This window comes from Lentzea atacamensis (assembly GCF_003269295.1).
Classification (GTDB): Bacteria; Actinomycetota; Actinomycetes; order Mycobacteriales; family Pseudonocardiaceae; genus Lentzea; species Lentzea atacamensis.
Genome location: NZ_QLTT01000007.1, coordinates 35,792 through 49,708, shown reverse-complemented (window position 1 = coordinate 49,708; position 13,917 = coordinate 35,792). Strand labels below are relative to the sequence as shown.

Here is a 13,917-nt window from a genome sequence, read left to right as displayed (position 1 = left end):
GTCAGTCTTCTTCGGGATGCTGGAGAGGCTTCTGCTCGTCCAAGCCGACCGCGCCGAGCACCTTGTCGTCGGTGCTGCGCTGGTGCGCGGCCCGCTCGGCCTCGTCACGCGCGGTGCGGAAGTCCGCGAGGATGCGGTTCTGCAGGGTGAACATCTCGCGTTCCTCCGCAGGCTCGGCGTGGTCGTAGCCGAGCAGGTGCAGCACGCCGTGGACGGTCAGCAGGTGCAGCTCGTCCAGCAGGCCGTGGCCCGCCTTCTTGGCCTGGTCCTTGGCGAACGCCGGGCACAGCACGATGTCCCCGAGCAACGCAGGGCCGAGGCCCGCGGCGTCGGGCCGGCGCGCGGAGTCCAGCTCGTCCATGGGGAAGGCCATGACGTCCGTCGGGCCGGGCAGGTCCATCCAGCGCTCGTGCAGGTCGGCCATCACGTCCAGCTCGACGAGCAGGACGGACAGCTCGGCCAGCGGGCTCACGCCCATGCGGTCCAGCGCGAAGCGGGCGGCGGAGACGATGGAACCCTCGTCCACCGCGACGCCCGACTCGTTGGCGATCTCGATGCTCACGCGCCTATCGTCCCCGGCGCTGGTTCCCCCGGCGTGCACCGGGTCCGTGGTGTCGCCCGTCCTGGTCGATGGTGTCCTGCTCGACGTGCCACTTCTCGTACGCGTCGACGATGTCGCCGACCAGGCGGTGACGCACCACGTCCTGGCTGGTCAGGACCGAGAAGTGCACGTCTTCGACGCCTTCGAGGATGTCCTTGACGACCTTCAGGCCGCTGCGCTGGCCGCCGGGGAGGTCGACCTGGGTGATGTCGCCGGTCACGACGATCTTCGAGCCGAAGCCGAGTCGCGTGAGGAACATCTTCATCTGCTCGGGCGTCGTGTTCTGCGCCTCGTCGAGGATGATGAACGCGTCGTTGAGCGTGTTGTGGGTCAGCAGGTAGTCCTCGGTGACGTACAGCGAGTCCTGCGCCGCCACCTGGATGCACACCGTTTCCGTCCGCCCTGCGGGCTCGATGCTGTCGATGAACCGCATCGGACGCCCACCACCACCGGCGGCGTGGTACTTCTCCCGCTTGCGCTTGAGCCGGAACGGCTCGACGCCCTCAGGCAGGCTGATGTCGAGGACGTACGCGTCGTGGCGGTAGCCGACCTCACGCCCCTTCGCCATGCCCGGCTTGCGTCCCTCGGCCGGACGGCAGCGCCAGTAGGCCACGCCACCGAGCGAGCGAACGAGAGTGACGACGTCGTCCCGCAACCGTTCGGACGTCGTCGTGTACTGGATGCGGCAGGTCCTACCGGCCTGGGTGACCGGTCCACCGTCCGAGTCGAGCAGGCCCTGAAGCAGGGCCAGCCGCACGTCAGCGCTGTTGTGGAGATAGAGCTCAGGCACGAACTTGGCGTGCGACCGCGTGCCGTGCAGCTCCAGCTGACGCATCACCGCCGTGACCGGGTTCTCCAGCGTCACCACGTCGCCAGGCGCCTTCACGCGGTTCAACGTGTAGTCGACCTGGTTCTTCCTCATCACCGCGATCGGCTCGAGCGCCACCTGGAGCGCGAAGGCGAGCGCCGGATCGGAGGTGGAGAACGACGGAGTCGTCGAGCCGGTGATGCAGCCGTCGCCGAGCAACAGACCCAGGGCATACGGGTTCATCGGCACTTCGCGTTCCGGCAGGCACACCGGCGCGCTTAGGAGCGGAAGCTCATAGCGCCGGGCGTGCGCGGCCCGCAGGTTGCCGATCATCTCCTTCGTCTCGAGCACCCGCCACGGCTTGTTGCGGCGCCGGTCGGACGCAGTCCGCACAGTCCACAGGTGCTCCCCGCAGGCAAGGGTCGAAGAGCCGTCCTGAGCCGTGACGCGGTAGACGTCCTTTTCACCCTGCGGGTAGACGCCCAGCACCGGGGTCGGCTCGCCGTTGGAGCCGATGACGAGATCACCGACCTGCAGCGATCCGATCGGCCGGTAGCCGTCCGGAGTCAGCACCGGAGTGAAGATCGGCTGGGCTCGCCCACGCATGTATGCGAGCGGGGCGACCTCGATCGTGCCCGCCTGGGTGAGGCGCGGGATCGACTCCGGGTCGACCATGTCGTGCAGCGCGTCGTAGAGCGGGCGCAGGTACGGGTCGATCTTCTCGTAGAGCGTGCCGGGCAGGTAGCCGAGCCGCTCGCCGGCCTCGACCGCCGGGCGGGTCAGGATGATGCGGTTGACCTGCTTGGACTGCAGCGCCTGCACGGCCTTGGCCATGGCGAGGTAGGTCTTGCCGGTGCCGGCGGGACCGATGCCGAACACGACGGTGTTCTTGTCGATCGCGTCGACGTAGTGCTTCTGGTTCAGCGTCTTCGGCCTGATCGTGCGGCCGCGGCGGCTGATGATGTCGAGGCTCAGGACCTCGGCGGGCGAGGAGTCGGCGTTGGCGGAGAGCATCGCGACCGTGCGGCGCACGGTGTTCTGGTCGATGGCCTGGCCACGGCTGGCGAGGGTGACGAGCTCGCTGAAGACCCGTTCCGCGAAGGCCACGTCCGCGGGGGCGCCGGACAGCGTGATCTCGTTCCCGCGCACGTGCACGTCGGCGTCGAGCAGCTCCTCCGCGAGCCGGAGGTTCTCGTCTCGCGACCCCAGCAGGCTGAGCACCGCGCCGTCGGGCACGGCGAACCGGGACTGACCTTCCTTGATGCTCTGCTGTGTTTCTTCGGCCACGTGGCCCCGGCCTGCTTCCTGTCGCTCGGATCTGGTGGCGTCGATGCTAGTCCGGCCGAAAATGGGTGGCTACCGGATTGCTCACCGTGTGTGCTCAGGGGCTGTGGAGATCCGCAGGCTTGGTGTCGACGACATACCCGAGTGCATGAAGCTCATCACGGACCGAGGTTGGGCGTGGACGCCCGCGCAGTGGGAGCTGATGCTCGAGCTGGGTCCGGGGTGGGGCGCGTTCGACTCGACGGGATTGCTCGGCACGGCGTTGACGACGCCGTATCCCGAGATGCAGGCGATCAGCGGCGTGCTGGTCGCGTCGTGGGCAGGTCGCCGGGGCATCGGCACCCGGCTGATGTCCAATATATTGGATATCGGTGCGTCGACACTGTATGCGACCTCCATGGGTGAGCCGCTCTACACGAGGCTCGGGTTTCACCCTGTCGGGGCCACCACCGAGTACCAGGGTGTGCTCCGCGCCGCTCCCGGCGTGACCAGGGCGGCCACCCCGGCCGACCTGGACCTGTTGGTGGCGCTCGACCACGAGGTGAGCGGGTTCACCCGGCCGTTGCTCTGGGAACGGATGCTCGACCCGACGACGCCGTACACGGTGCGGATGTCGGAGTCCGGCGTGATCGCCACCCGGCCGAGCCCCGTGGGGTCGATCATCGGCCCGTTGATCGCCCCGTCCGCCTCGGTGGCCTGCGGCATGATCTCGGACGTGGCCGTCGGCGCCGGTCAGGTCCGCGTGAACACGGACAACGCGGAAGTGGGCGCCTTCCTGCTGGAACAGGACTTCGAGAAGCTCGGCGGCGGCTGCACGCTGATGGTGCGCGGCGCCGCGAACGTGCCTGGCGACCGGTCGCGCTACTTCGTGCCCGCCTCGCACGCACTTGGATGATCTGGGGGGATCTGTGGAACTGCGACGACTGACGCTGGACGACCTCACCGCGTGCTCCGACCTGGCCGAGAGCCGGTCGTGGCCCCGTGAGGAGAGCAAGTGGGCGTTCCTGCTGACGCACAGCGAAGGCTGGGGCCTGTTCGACGACCAAGGCCTCGCCGGCACGACGGTCGTGACGCGCTACCCGGAACTGGCGTCGATCAGCATGGTGCTGGTGGCTGAACGTTGCGCGCGCCAAGGCCACGGCCGCCGGCTGGTATCCCATGTACTGGATACGGGCGTCTCCACACTGTTCGCGACTGAGATGGGCCGCCCGCTCTACGAACAGCTGGGCTTCCGCGCCGTCGGCTTCACCGACATCCACGCGGGCGTGTTCACGGGACCGGTATCCAATACATCACATCTCGCCGTGTCCGCTGACCTCGACGAACTCGTCGCGCTCGACGCCAAGGTCACCGGCATCACGCGCCCGTTCCTGTGGGAGTCGTTGCTCGCCATGGGATCCGTGCGGCTGTCCGCGAACGGCGTGGCGGGTTCGTGGCGCGTCGCCGACGACCTGCTGCTGATCGGCCCGGTGATCGCGGACTCGCCCGCCGACGCGTGCGCGCTCATCGCCGACTCCGCCGCCGGCAACGGCCGCGCGCGCGTCGACGTGCACGATCCGGAGGTGGTCGCGTTCGTTCGTGCACACGGCATGGAGTCGTGGGGCGAGAGCGCCTCGATGGTCAGGAACGCGGACCAGCTGCCCGGCGACCGAGCCCGTTACCACGCACCGATCCTGCAGGCCCTCGGCTAAAGACGTGTGCCGCCGAGCAGGTGCAGATGGGCGTGGAAGACCTCCTGCCCGCTGTCCGGCCCGGTGTTGAACAGCAGCCGGTAGCCGGTCTCCGAGACACCTTCGGCCTCGGCGATCTCCTTCGCGGCGGCGAAGAGGTCGCCGAGCTGGTCGCCGTCGAGGTCGACGGCGTTCGGCACGTGCTCGCGCGGAATGATCAGCACGTGCACCGGCGCCTTGGGGTGGATGTCGCGGAACGCCAGCGTCGTCTTGGTCTCGTGCACGACCGTCGCGGGAATCTCACCGTCGACGATCCGGCAGAACAAACAGGACATGCCCTGCACGCTAGTGCCGCACCGGGCGACCGGCTCGTCAGATGAACAGCCGGTCCAGGTGCTCGTCGACGGCCTCGATCATGTCCTCGGCCGTGAGCTCGTCCGGCCCGAGCTGGTGGTGGATGTTGAGCCCGTCGATCAGCACGATCGTCCGCCGCGCGGCCTTCATCGGCACCACGCCGTCCCGCAGTTCCCCCGCCTCCTGGGCCGCCGTGAGCACCCGAGCGATCTCGCCGTAGAGCTCCCGCGTGCCGTAGCGCTCCAACTCGTGCAACGACGGCTCCACCATCGCCCGCGGCAGGAACGACAACAGCACAGCGGCCTCGACCCGCCGCTCGTCGTCCAGCGCGAGCATCTCGTGCGCGAAGGCCCTCACCAGCTCCCGGTTGCCGACCGAGGTGTCGATCTTCTCCAGCCGCGCGATGAACCGCCGGTACGCGAGCTCCATCGCGAACCCCAGCAACGAGTCCTGCGTGGGGAAGTAGTGGCGCAACGACCCGCTCGACCACCCGGACTCGGCCGCGACGGCCCGCACCGACGCGTGGTCGATCCCGTCCCGTTGCACGATGCGCCACACGGCCTCGGCCAGCTCGCGGCGACGTTCCTCGTGGTCGACAACCTTCGGCACCGGCTCTTTCTAGCAGCCACGCGCAAGCCGAACGACCGCCCGGCGGCACTCCTCCCACGACTCGGTGCCCGGCGTGATCATGTCCATGTGCCCGCCGCCCTCCACCACGACGAGCTCCGCCTGCGGCTCCAGAGCACAGAAATCGACGCTCTGCTCCACCGGCACGTCCTCGTCAAGATCACCGTGCACGCAGATCACCGGCTTGCCGATCGGCACCAGTGCCGCCGGCGAGGCCTCAGCGAACTGCTCCTCGGAACACAGCTCCAGCGCCCGCGACGTGATGTGCTTCGTGAAGTCGAGCACCGCCGCCTGCCCCACAGCTCCGATCACTCGCTCGCTGTGTCTGGCCGCCCACACAGCGAGATGCCCTCCAGCGCTGTGTCCGAGCGTCACCACGGGTCCGATGTCGACAGCCTCGATGGCCGCCAACACGTCCTGTCCAGTGGCAGGCCACCCACCGTCACCACCAACACGCCGGTACTCGATGTTCCAGACGGCAAATCCGTCCTTCACAAGCACTTCCGCCAGCGGCCGCCCGAGCTCCAGCCCATACCTCTGGTGCCAAAAACCACCGTGAACGACGACAACAGCACCCTCGGCAACCCCGTCGGGAAGCCAAAGCTCGCCAAACTGACTGGGGTGCTCCCCATAAGCAATCCGCTGCACCCCCAGAACCTACGCGACCAACAAACCCCACCCACGCCCCAAACACCCACAATCCACCCCAACAAGGCACCCACCGCAAACAACACAAATCAACCAAGGCAAGGCGACACAAGGCGACCCGCGGCAAGAGCAAAGCGGGGCGCGCCAACACGTGGCGACACAAGGCAAAGCGGGGCGGCGCAAACGAGCGAGGCAAGGCGACGCAAAGCGGGGCGCGCCAACACGTGGCGACGCAAGGCGACGCGAGGCGGGGCCGTGACGAGGCGACGCAAGGCCTGGCGAGGCGAGGCCGTGACGAGGCGACGCAAGGCGAGGCCTGGCGAGGCCTGGCGGGGCCGGGGCCGGGGCCGGGGCCGGGGGCGTGGCGAGGCCTGGCGACGCAAGACGAGGCAAAGCGAGGCGACGCAAGGCGAGGCCTGGCGGGGCCGGGGGCGTGGCGAGGCCTGGCGACGCAAGACGAGGCAAAGCGAGGCGGCGCAAGGCGAAGCGAGCCAATGCGAAGCGGGGCGAAGCGAGGCAATGCCGGGGGACGCAAGGCAGAGGCGAAGTGAGGCAACGAGACGCGACGCGAAGCGCGGCAAGGCCAGCGCGAGGCAAAGCGAGGCGTGGCAGGACCGACGCAACGCGACGTGACGTAACGCGAAGCGAAAGGGGATGGCCTGCCGAAGCCGAAGGCGAGGCGGCCGGGGGTCCGGGGGCTTGCCCCCGGCTGGGGTGTGGGGGCTAGGCCCCCACAAGACACGCTTTATCGACGAGCGGCGAAGGTGCCGAAGGCACCGAGCAAGCGAGACCGAGAGATAAAGGGGCGCCTCGCGGTCCGAAGCCTGGGGGTCGCTTCGCCGCGAGGCGCCGACGCCGGACCGAGGGGGGAGGTGTCCGGCGAGTCCTTTGGTTAGAAAGGCCTAATCGTCTACTCCGTTTCCGGCTAGACCAATTGAGCCCCTCTGCAACTAGAGTAACCCCAACCGCCTGCGGTTCGCTACAACTTGCGTCAAGCCAATCCATCCGATGTTCACCTTCGGAGTGAACTGGGTCACCAGCGAGAGGTGAGCACCCCGAGGGCACCAAGAGCAACGGCCGCAGCGGTAGATGCACGCAGAACGGTTGGGCCCAATCGGACGATCCGGGCACCCGAAGAACGCAAGGCGTCCAGTTCCTCTGGCGTGATTCCGCCTTCCGGACCGACGACGAGCAGGACGTCTCCGGATGCCGGAAGGTCGACATCGGACAGTCGGTCGGTCGCGCTCTCGTGCAGCACGAGCGTGAGCGCCGACGACGACACGCGCTGCGAAAGCTGCGCCGTGGTCACGGGTTCGTCGACGAAAGGCACTCGTGAGCGCCGGGCTTGCTTCGCCGCCTCCCGAACCGTGGAACGCCAACGCCCCAACGCTTTGGCGCCGCGCGGGCCGTCTTCCCACTTCGCCACGCAACGGGAAGCGCGCCACGGCACCACACCGTCCACTCCGGCCTCGGTGGCCAGTTCGACCGCGAGCTCGCCGCGGTCGCCCTTCACCAACGCCTGCGCGAGGACGACGCGTGGCATCGGTTCTGGCTCCACGGAGCGTTCGAGCACCTTCAGCGACAACGCATCCCGTTCCACCGCCACCACGGCGCACCGCACGAGGGTGCCGGAACCGTCGGACAGGACGAGTTCCTCACCCACGCGCAGGCGCTTCACGGTCGCGGCGTGGCGGCCTTCCGGGCCGTCCAGCACGAACTCCTCGCCCGCCGGGAGCGCGGGCACGAGGAAGACGGGCAGGGTCATCGGTTGCCGCGTGAGGCGCGCAGGCGGGAGAACAGCCCGCCGCCGCCCTTGCCGTTGTGGGACAACGAAGGCTCGTTCTCGCCGCGCATCTCGGCGAGGTCGCGCAGCAGTGCGGCCTGGGCGGCGTCGAGCTTCGTGGGCACGACGACTTCGAGGTGCACGTGCAGGTCGCCGCGGCCGTCGACGCGGCCGGTGGAACGCAGCTTCGGCATGCCGCGGCCCGTCAGCACGAGCTGCGTGTTCGGCTGCGTGCCGGGCTCGATCTGCAGTTCTTCCTCGCCGTCCAGCGTCTTCAGGGGCAGGGTGGCGCCCAGAGCAGCCGTCGTCATCGGAATCTGCACCACGCAGTGCAGGTCGGCGCCGTCGCGTTCGAAGATCTCGTGCGGGTGCTCCTCGACCTCGACGTAGAGGTCGCCGGCCGGGCCACCGCCGGGACCGACCTCGCCCTGGCCCGCGAGGCGCACGCGCATGCCCTCGGCGACACCGGCGGGGATGTTCACGGAGATCGTGCGGCGCGAGCGGACGCGGCCGTCGCCACTGCACTGCTGGCACGGGTCGGGGATGACCTCGCCGTAGCCGCGGCACACCGGGCACGGGCGCGACGTCACGACCTGGCCGAGGAACGAGCGCTGCACCGACTGGACCTCGCCGCGGCCGTTGCACGTGTCGCAGCGGATCGGCTTGGAGTCGCCGGACGTGCCGGCGCCGTGGCAGCGGTCGCAGAGGATCGCGGTGTCGACGGTGAGCTCACGGGTGGCGCCAGCCGCGCACTCCTCCAGCGTCATGTCGAGCCGGATCAGCGCGTCGGAACCCGGTTGCACACGGCTGCGGGGACCGCGGCCGCCGCCGGACGAGGCACCGAAGAAGGCGTCCATGATGTCGCCGAGACCGAAGCCCGCGAACGGGTCGCCGCCGGCGCGTCCACCGCCGCCGCCCGAGTCGAGCGGGTCGCCGCCCAGGTCGACGATGCGGCGCTTCTCGGGGTTCGACAACACCTCGTAGGCGGCCGTGACCTCCTTGAAGCGGGCCTCCTCGCTGGGATTGACGTCCGGGTGCAGCTGCCTGGCGAGCTTGCGATAGGCGCGCTTGATCTCATCCTGTGTCGCGTTCTGCGCGACACCGAGGATGCCGTAGTAATCCCTGGCCACCTTGTTCGCTTTCGTGTTCATCTTTCAGAGAAAAGTTCTCGGGTGCAGTTCTCGTTCAACGACCGGTCAGGATCTCACCGACGTAGTTGGCGACCGCACGCACGGCCGCCATCGTTCCCGGGTAGTCCATGCGCGTGGGTCCGACGACACCGAGGCCGCCCAGCGGATTGTCACGGCTGCCGTAGCCGATGGACACCACGGAAGTGCTGCGCATCTCAGCTGCCTCGTTCTCCTCGCCGATGCGCACCAGCACGCGACCGGGATCGCGGGAGGCGGCGAGCAGCTTGAGCACGATCACCTGTTCCTCGAGCGCCTCCAGCACCTGCCGGAGCGAGCCGGGGAAGTCCGCGACGTTGCGGGTGAGGTTCGCGGTGCCGCCGAGCACGAGCCGTTCCTCCGGGTGCTCGACCAGCGTCTCGATCAGCACCGTGGCGACCCTCAGCATCGGGTCGCGCAGGTCCTGACGCACCTCGTCGGGCAGCTCCGCGACCTTGGCGCTCGCGTCAGCCAGCCGCTGCCCCGACATGGCCTGGTTCAGCACGCCGCGCAGGTGGGCCGTGTCCTCTTCACTGATGACGTCACCCAGCTCGACGATCCGCTGGTCGACGCGGCCGGTGTCGGTGATCAGCACCAGCATCAGCCGCGACGGCGTGATCGGCAGCACCTCGAGGTGCCGCACGGCCGCGCGGGACAGGGTCGGCACCTGGATCACCGCGACCTGCCGGGTGAGCTGCGCGAGCAACCGGACACTGCGGCGCATCACGTCGTCGAGGTCGAGCGCTCCGTCGAGAAAGCTGCGGATGGCCCGCTTCTCGGCCTGCGAGAGCGGCTTGATCTCGCTCAGCCTGTCGACGAAGAGCCGGTAGCCCTTGTCCGTCGGCACACGACCCGCGCTGGTGTGCGGCTGGGCGATGTAGCCCTCGTCCTCCAGCGCGGCCATGTCGTTGCGCACGGTCGCGCTCGACACACCCAGGTTGTGCCGCTCCACCAGCGCTTTCGACCCGACGGGCTCCTGGTTGGACACGTAGTCGGCGACGATGGCGCGCAGCACCTCGAACCGACGCTCATCGGCGTTCACCGCTGTCACCTCCGTGTCCCGTGCTCCCGAGTTTACCCAGGCGGTTTCCTGCCGGGAGCCAGCTCTGTTGCGTTGCTGAACCCGAACTCAAGTTCAAGCTGATATATTGGATATCACTCTTACCCACGACGCCTGCGATGTAAACAACGCAGAACTCCGCCGCCCTCTTGACTGACGATTCAGTCAACCGTTGGGTAGATGGCGCCGCCGCCCCGGTCCCGTGAGGGGTGCGCATGCGCAGAGTCATCTGTCTGCTCCTGGTGGCGGCACTGCTGATCCAGCCCGGCGTCGCCACCGCGGATCAGGGCTCGATCTCCCGCAACATCCGCGGCTGGACGATCCTCTCCGACAGCGACGCGGGCGCCGACGAGGTGATCGCCTCGGCGAAGCGCTACCGGATCAACCACCTGCAGCTGTCCCACGACGTCGTGCACGACCTGCGCGAGGTCCGCGACCCGCGCAGACAGGCCCAGGTGAACCGCCTCACCGACCTCGCCCACACGTCGGGCATCAGGGAGGTCGCCGCCTGGGACCACGCCCTCTACCACCTCGCCTATTACCCAGCCGAGTTCCGCACCGGCCCGAACGGCACGATCGACCTCGACAACCCGGCGTTCTGGGAGTGGTTCAAGGCCGACTACCGCCAGATGCTCGACCTCGTCCCGGACGTCGACTCGATCATCCTGACGTTCGTCGAGACCGGCGCCCGTGTGGAGAACCAGCACTCCACCCGCCTCAAAACCGCCGAGGAGAAGCTCGCCCACCTCGTCGACCAGGTCGCGTCCGTGATCGACGAGCGCGGCATGCTGCTGTACCTGCGCACGTTCGGCTACTACCCCGCCGAGATGGAACGCACGATCGGCGCGATCGACCGCGTCCGGAACCAGCGCATCCGCGTGATGGCCAAGGCACAGCCCCACGACTTCTTCCTCACGCACCCGATCGACGTCACCGTCCCGCGCATCAAACGCCCGGTGCTCATCGAGTACGACACCGCCGGCGAGTACAACGGCCAGGGCAAGATCGCCAACGCGTTCGTCGCCGAGCACGCCGACCGCCTGCGCCACTACCGCAAGCTCCCCAACGTGATCGGCTACGTGGCCCGCACCGACCGCTACGACGAGTCCCGCATCGTCAACACCCCCACCGAGATCAACCTGTTCGCCCTGAAGCGCGCCTCGGAAGGCGCCTCGAACTCCCGGATCTACTTCGAGTTCGCCGCCCGCAAGTACGGCCTGCCGGCCGCACCGCACGTCGCCAGAGCCCTCGCACGTTCGCCGGAGATCATCACCTCGACGCTCTACACGTTGGGCAGCAACAGCGCCAACCACTCGCGGCTGGACTACGACCCGTACTGCTCGAGCTACCACCGCAGCGTCTCCGGCAAGTGGGTCGACCCGCCCGAGACGTTCGTGCGCCACGGCGTGAACAAGAGGTTCCACTACTGGATCGACGTCGCGAACCACCTCGCACCACCGCACTGCAAGACCGACGGCGTCCTGCGCCGCGAGGCCGGCTACGTGCTGGACCGCGGCTGGGTCACGCCCGGCAACCTGATGACGCAGGAGTACCTCGACCACCTCAACATCGAGAAGAACCACGGCGTCAACCTCGCCAAGGCCTCCCTGCGCGACGTCGAACGCGTCCGGAAGTTTCTGCGCCCCAACGACTACACGCAACTGAAGTCCTATTTCGAACGCACCGTGCTGACCGCGGAGCTGCACAGGGCGGTCGCCAAGGCGTACTTCGGCTACCGGATCTACGTCCAGCAGCCGTCCACCGAGCTCGCACGCTCTATTTGGGACGGTCTCGACGAGGCGCAAGCCGTCGCCGCCCGAGTACGGGCGTACCCGGCACCGCCGACCGGGGAGTGGAACTGGGTGATCGACGCCGCCCAGGCCGACCTCTACCTCAAGCGGATCTCAGAGGGCTGGGACCGCTATTCCAACATCAAGGTGCCACGCCCTGTTTTTGTCGGTACTGGTCGCTAGGGTCCAAACCATCCGAATCTGAGGTGGGGACCGCGGTGAGAGACGAAGAGCGCCGACCACCACCTGGTGTGCTCGAACAGGGCTGGCGCACCAAGGGCGGCCGGACGTACCACAACGATCCGGGCTGCGAGTGGCTCCAGAAGGGCCAGAACCGGCTGCGGCTGATCGGCAAGGACACGCACGAGGTCGTCCCGGTGCGGTGGGCGGACGTCGGCCCCGGCCAGCTCCAGCCGTGCGACCACTGCTGCGCGCCCGCGTGGCTCGAACGGCACGGCAGGGCGCAGGTGTCGGAGAAGCCGTGCCTGGTCATGAGTGACGACCGGTGGTGGGAGGGCACGCTGATCTGGGAGTCGTCGCGGCGGCCGGACGGGTTGTGGTGGGCGACGGTGACGTACCGCAAGCAGGGGCAGATGATCACCGAGGTGCGCAGCCAGCACGACATCCGCGCCCGCTGATCACGGCAGCAGACGCCTGACCACGGCATCGGCGAGCAGGCGGCCGCGGTCCGTCAGCACGCACCGGTCGTCCAGCGGTTCGAGCAGGCCGTCGGCGATCGCCGTACGAGCCTCCGCACGGCCCGCGCCATCCAGCACATCGGCCGGCAGACCCTCGGCGAGCCGCAGCTCCAGCAGCACCCGCTCGACCCGCCGGTCCTCGTCCGACAGCACCTCGCGCCCGGCGGCGGGTGACTTGCCCTCCGCGAGCAGCGACGAGTAGCGCGCCGGGTGCTTCACGTTCCAGAAGCGGACGCCGCCGACGTGGCTGTGCGCACCCGGCCCGAAGCCCCACCAGTCGGCGCCCTTCCAGTACAGGACGTTGTGCTGACACCGCGCGGAGACCGACGTCGCCCAGTTGGAGACCTCGTACCAGGAGAAGCCGGCCGAGGACAGCACCGAGTCGACCATCTCGTACGACGACGCCAGCACGTCGTCGTCCGGCATCGGCAGGTCGCCGCGCCGGATGCGGCGGGCCAGGCCCGTGCCGTCCTCCACGATCAACGCGTAGGCGGACACGTGGTCGACGCCTGCTTCCAGCACCGCGTCCAGCGAGGCCGACAGGTCAGCGGGCTTCTCCCCCGGCGTCCCGTAGATCAGGTCGAGGTTCACGTGCTCGAACCCGGCCGCGCGCGCCTCACGTGCGGCGTCGATCGGACGACCGGGGGTGTGCTTGCGGTCCAGGATGGCGAGCACGTGGCGCGCGGCGGACTGCATACCCAGCGAGACGCGTGTGTATCCCGCATCACGTATACCGGCGAAGAACGACGCCGACGTCGACTCCGGGTTGGATTCCGTCGTCACCTCGGCACCCGGAGCTAGGCCGAACGACTGATGTACCGCATCCAACACATCAGCCAGACCGGAAGCACCCAGCAGCGAGGGCGTGCCACCGCCGACGAAGACGGTCGAGGCGGGCGGAGCGGATCCCAGCACGGACGCGGCGAGGTCCAGTTCGCGGCGCAGGCCCTCCAGCCACGACTCCGGCGACGCGGACGAGCCCAGCTCACCCGGCGTGTAGGTGTTGAAGTCGCAGTACCCGCACCGGGTGGCGCAGAACGGCACGTGCACGTAGATGCCGAACGGGCGGGAGCCGAGGCCGGCGAGTGCGGAGGCGGGGAGCGAACCGTCGGCGGGCGCGGGCTCGCCTTCGGGCAAAGCGGAGGGCATGACGCTCAGTGTCCACCACGGGCCACGAACGGCGGTGCCCAGCCAGGACACATCTCTGTCGGTGACAGAAGCATCACTGAGCGAAACCGGTTGACGATGTCAACTTCGCCAGGAGAATCCCAGCATTCGGTTGGCGGTGGACCATGCTCTGGACGCCAGGCACACTGGTCCCATGCCTTCGACTGGAGTCCGCCTCGTGGCCCGCCGCCACGTCGACTTCCGTCGTGTCTCCAGCGCGATGTGCCGTTGCACGGCATGACCTCGCGCTGATTTGTTCCC

General features: G+C 68.6%; 13 protein-coding genes and 3 pseudogenes. 5 read left to right on the top strand and 11 right to left on the bottom strand.

Features of this window, described 5'->3' with window-relative positions; translation table 11 throughout:
- Nucleotide 1: 1 nt before the first annotated feature.
- From ybeY to C8D87_RS48035, 4 genes and pseudogenes are all read right to left on the bottom strand, one after another.
- Nucleotides 2-562 carry an rRNA maturation RNase YbeY gene (ybeY, locus tag C8D87_RS28960; RefSeq protein ID WP_109641104.1) on the bottom strand — a complete coding sequence of 187 codons (561 nt, stop codon included), beginning with the start codon at nt 560-562 and terminating at the stop codon, nt 2-4.
- A 4-nt stretch (nt 563-566) separates the two neighbouring features.
- Nucleotides 567-923, bottom strand: a pseudogene (locus C8D87_RS48045) (PhoH family protein); the annotation flags it as partial.
- 282 nt (nt 924-1,205) lie between these two features.
- Nucleotides 1,206-1,436: pseudogene (locus tag C8D87_RS48040) on the bottom strand (LAGLIDADG family homing endonuclease); the annotation flags it as partial.
- Nucleotides 1,437-2,003: 567 nt separating this feature from the next.
- Nucleotides 2,004-2,696 (bottom strand): annotated as a pseudogene (locus C8D87_RS48035) (PhoH family protein); the annotation flags it as partial.
- 145 nt (nt 2,697-2,841) lie between these two features.
- Between C8D87_RS48035 and C8D87_RS28950 the strand changes: the two are divergent.
- Together C8D87_RS28950 and C8D87_RS28945 are read left to right on the top strand one after the other, a co-directional pair.
- Nucleotides 2,842-3,588 (top strand): GNAT family N-acetyltransferase, encoded by a 747-nt coding sequence (locus C8D87_RS28950; protein WP_170155284.1) that lies wholly within the window; start codon nt 2,842-2,844, stop codon nt 3,586-3,588.
- Between the two features lie 13 nt (nt 3,589-3,601).
- Nucleotides 3,602-4,384 (top strand): GNAT family N-acetyltransferase, encoded by a 783-nt coding sequence (locus C8D87_RS28945; RefSeq protein WP_109641101.1) that lies wholly within the window; start codon nt 3,602-3,604, stop codon nt 4,382-4,384.
- Here C8D87_RS28945 and C8D87_RS28940 read toward each other — a convergent pair.
- The 6 genes from C8D87_RS28940 to hrcA all read right to left on the bottom strand — a co-directional run bounded on the left by C8D87_RS28940 (nt 4,381) and on the right by hrcA (nt 9,983).
- Nucleotides 4,381-4,698, bottom strand: coding sequence for a histidine triad nucleotide-binding protein (locus C8D87_RS28940; protein WP_109641100.1), 318 nt, complete (start codon nt 4,696-4,698; stop codon nt 4,381-4,383). The genes C8D87_RS28945 and C8D87_RS28940 overlap by 4 nt on opposite strands.
- Nucleotides 4,699-4,735: 37 nt before the next feature.
- The gene (locus C8D87_RS28935; protein WP_109641099.1) at nt 4,736-5,326 is read right to left on the bottom strand and encodes a TetR/AcrR family transcriptional regulator; all 591 of its coding nucleotides are present in this window, start codon (nt 5,324-5,326) and stop codon (nt 4,736-4,738) included.
- Nucleotides 5,327-5,335: 9 nt separating this feature from the next.
- Nucleotides 5,336-5,992 (bottom strand): alpha/beta hydrolase family protein, encoded by a 657-nt coding sequence (locus tag C8D87_RS28930; RefSeq protein WP_112229094.1) that lies wholly within the window; start codon nt 5,990-5,992, stop codon nt 5,336-5,338.
- Between the two features lie 1,033 nt (nt 5,993-7,025).
- Nucleotides 7,026-7,757 (bottom strand): 16S rRNA (uracil(1498)-N(3))-methyltransferase, encoded by a 732-nt coding sequence (locus tag C8D87_RS28925; RefSeq protein ID WP_109641097.1) that lies wholly within the window; start codon nt 7,755-7,757, stop codon nt 7,026-7,028.
- Entirely contained in the window at nt 7,754-8,905 is a 1,152-nt protein-coding gene (gene dnaJ / locus C8D87_RS28920) for a molecular chaperone DnaJ (protein ID WP_109641280.1), read from the bottom strand. The genes C8D87_RS28925 and dnaJ overlap by 4 nt, the downstream gene beginning before the upstream one ends.
- Before the next feature lie 55 nt (nt 8,906-8,960).
- Entirely contained in the window at nt 8,961-9,983 is a 1,023-nt protein-coding gene (hrcA, locus tag C8D87_RS28915) for a heat-inducible transcriptional repressor HrcA (protein ID WP_109641096.1), read from the bottom strand.
- A gap of 233 nt (nt 9,984-10,216) precedes the next feature.
- On the opposite strand from hrcA, the gene C8D87_RS28910 reads away from it, so the two are divergent.
- Both C8D87_RS28910 and C8D87_RS28905 read left to right on the top strand, forming a co-directional pair.
- Nucleotides 10,217-11,974, top strand: a complete 1,758-nt coding sequence (locus C8D87_RS28910) for a hypothetical protein (protein WP_215732521.1) — start codon at nt 10,217-10,219, stop codon at nt 11,972-11,974.
- Between the two features lie 35 nt (nt 11,975-12,009).
- Complete coding sequence (locus C8D87_RS28905) at nt 12,010-12,429, top strand: hypothetical protein (RefSeq protein ID WP_146771897.1); 420 nt, start codon at nt 12,010-12,012, stop codon at nt 12,427-12,429.
- Here C8D87_RS28905 and hemW read toward each other — a convergent pair whose 3' ends face one another.
- Nucleotides 12,430-13,638, bottom strand: a complete 1,209-nt coding sequence (hemW, locus tag C8D87_RS28900) for a radical SAM family heme chaperone HemW (RefSeq protein WP_112229322.1) — start codon at nt 13,636-13,638, stop codon at nt 12,430-12,432.
- Nucleotides 13,639-13,810: 172 nt separating this feature from the next.
- Between hemW and C8D87_RS49265 the strand changes: the two genes are divergently transcribed.
- Entirely contained in the window at nt 13,811-13,897 is an 87-nt protein-coding gene (locus tag C8D87_RS49265) for a putative leader peptide (protein ID WP_376770691.1), read from the top strand.
- Nucleotides 13,898-13,917 lie beyond the last annotated feature (20 nt).

What these genes read in the sequence shown, in the direction of transcription:
- C8D87_RS28950 (WP_170155284.1), top strand. Translation starts at nt 2,842, where the DNA reads ATGAAGCTCATCACGGACCGAGGTTGGGCGTGGACGCCCGCGCAGTGG.
- C8D87_RS28940 (WP_109641100.1), bottom strand. Translation starts at nt 4,698, where the DNA reads ATGTCCTGTTTGTTCTGCCGGATCGTCGACGGTGAGATTCCCGCGACG.
- C8D87_RS28925 (WP_109641097.1), bottom strand. Translation starts at nt 7,757, where the DNA reads ATGACCCTGCCCGTCTTCCTCGTGCCCGCGCTCCCGGCGGGCGAGGAG.
- C8D87_RS28910 (WP_215732521.1), top strand. Translation starts at nt 10,217, where the DNA reads ATGCGCAGAGTCATCTGTCTGCTCCTGGTGGCGGCACTGCTGATCCAG.
- hemW (WP_112229322.1), bottom strand. Translation starts at nt 13,638, where the DNA reads ATGCCCTCCGCTTTGCCCGAAGGCGAGCCCGCGCCCGCCGACGGTTCG.
- C8D87_RS49265 (WP_376770691.1), top strand. Translation starts at nt 13,811, where the DNA reads ATGCCTTCGACTGGAGTCCGCCTCGTGGCCCGCCGCCACGTCGACTTC.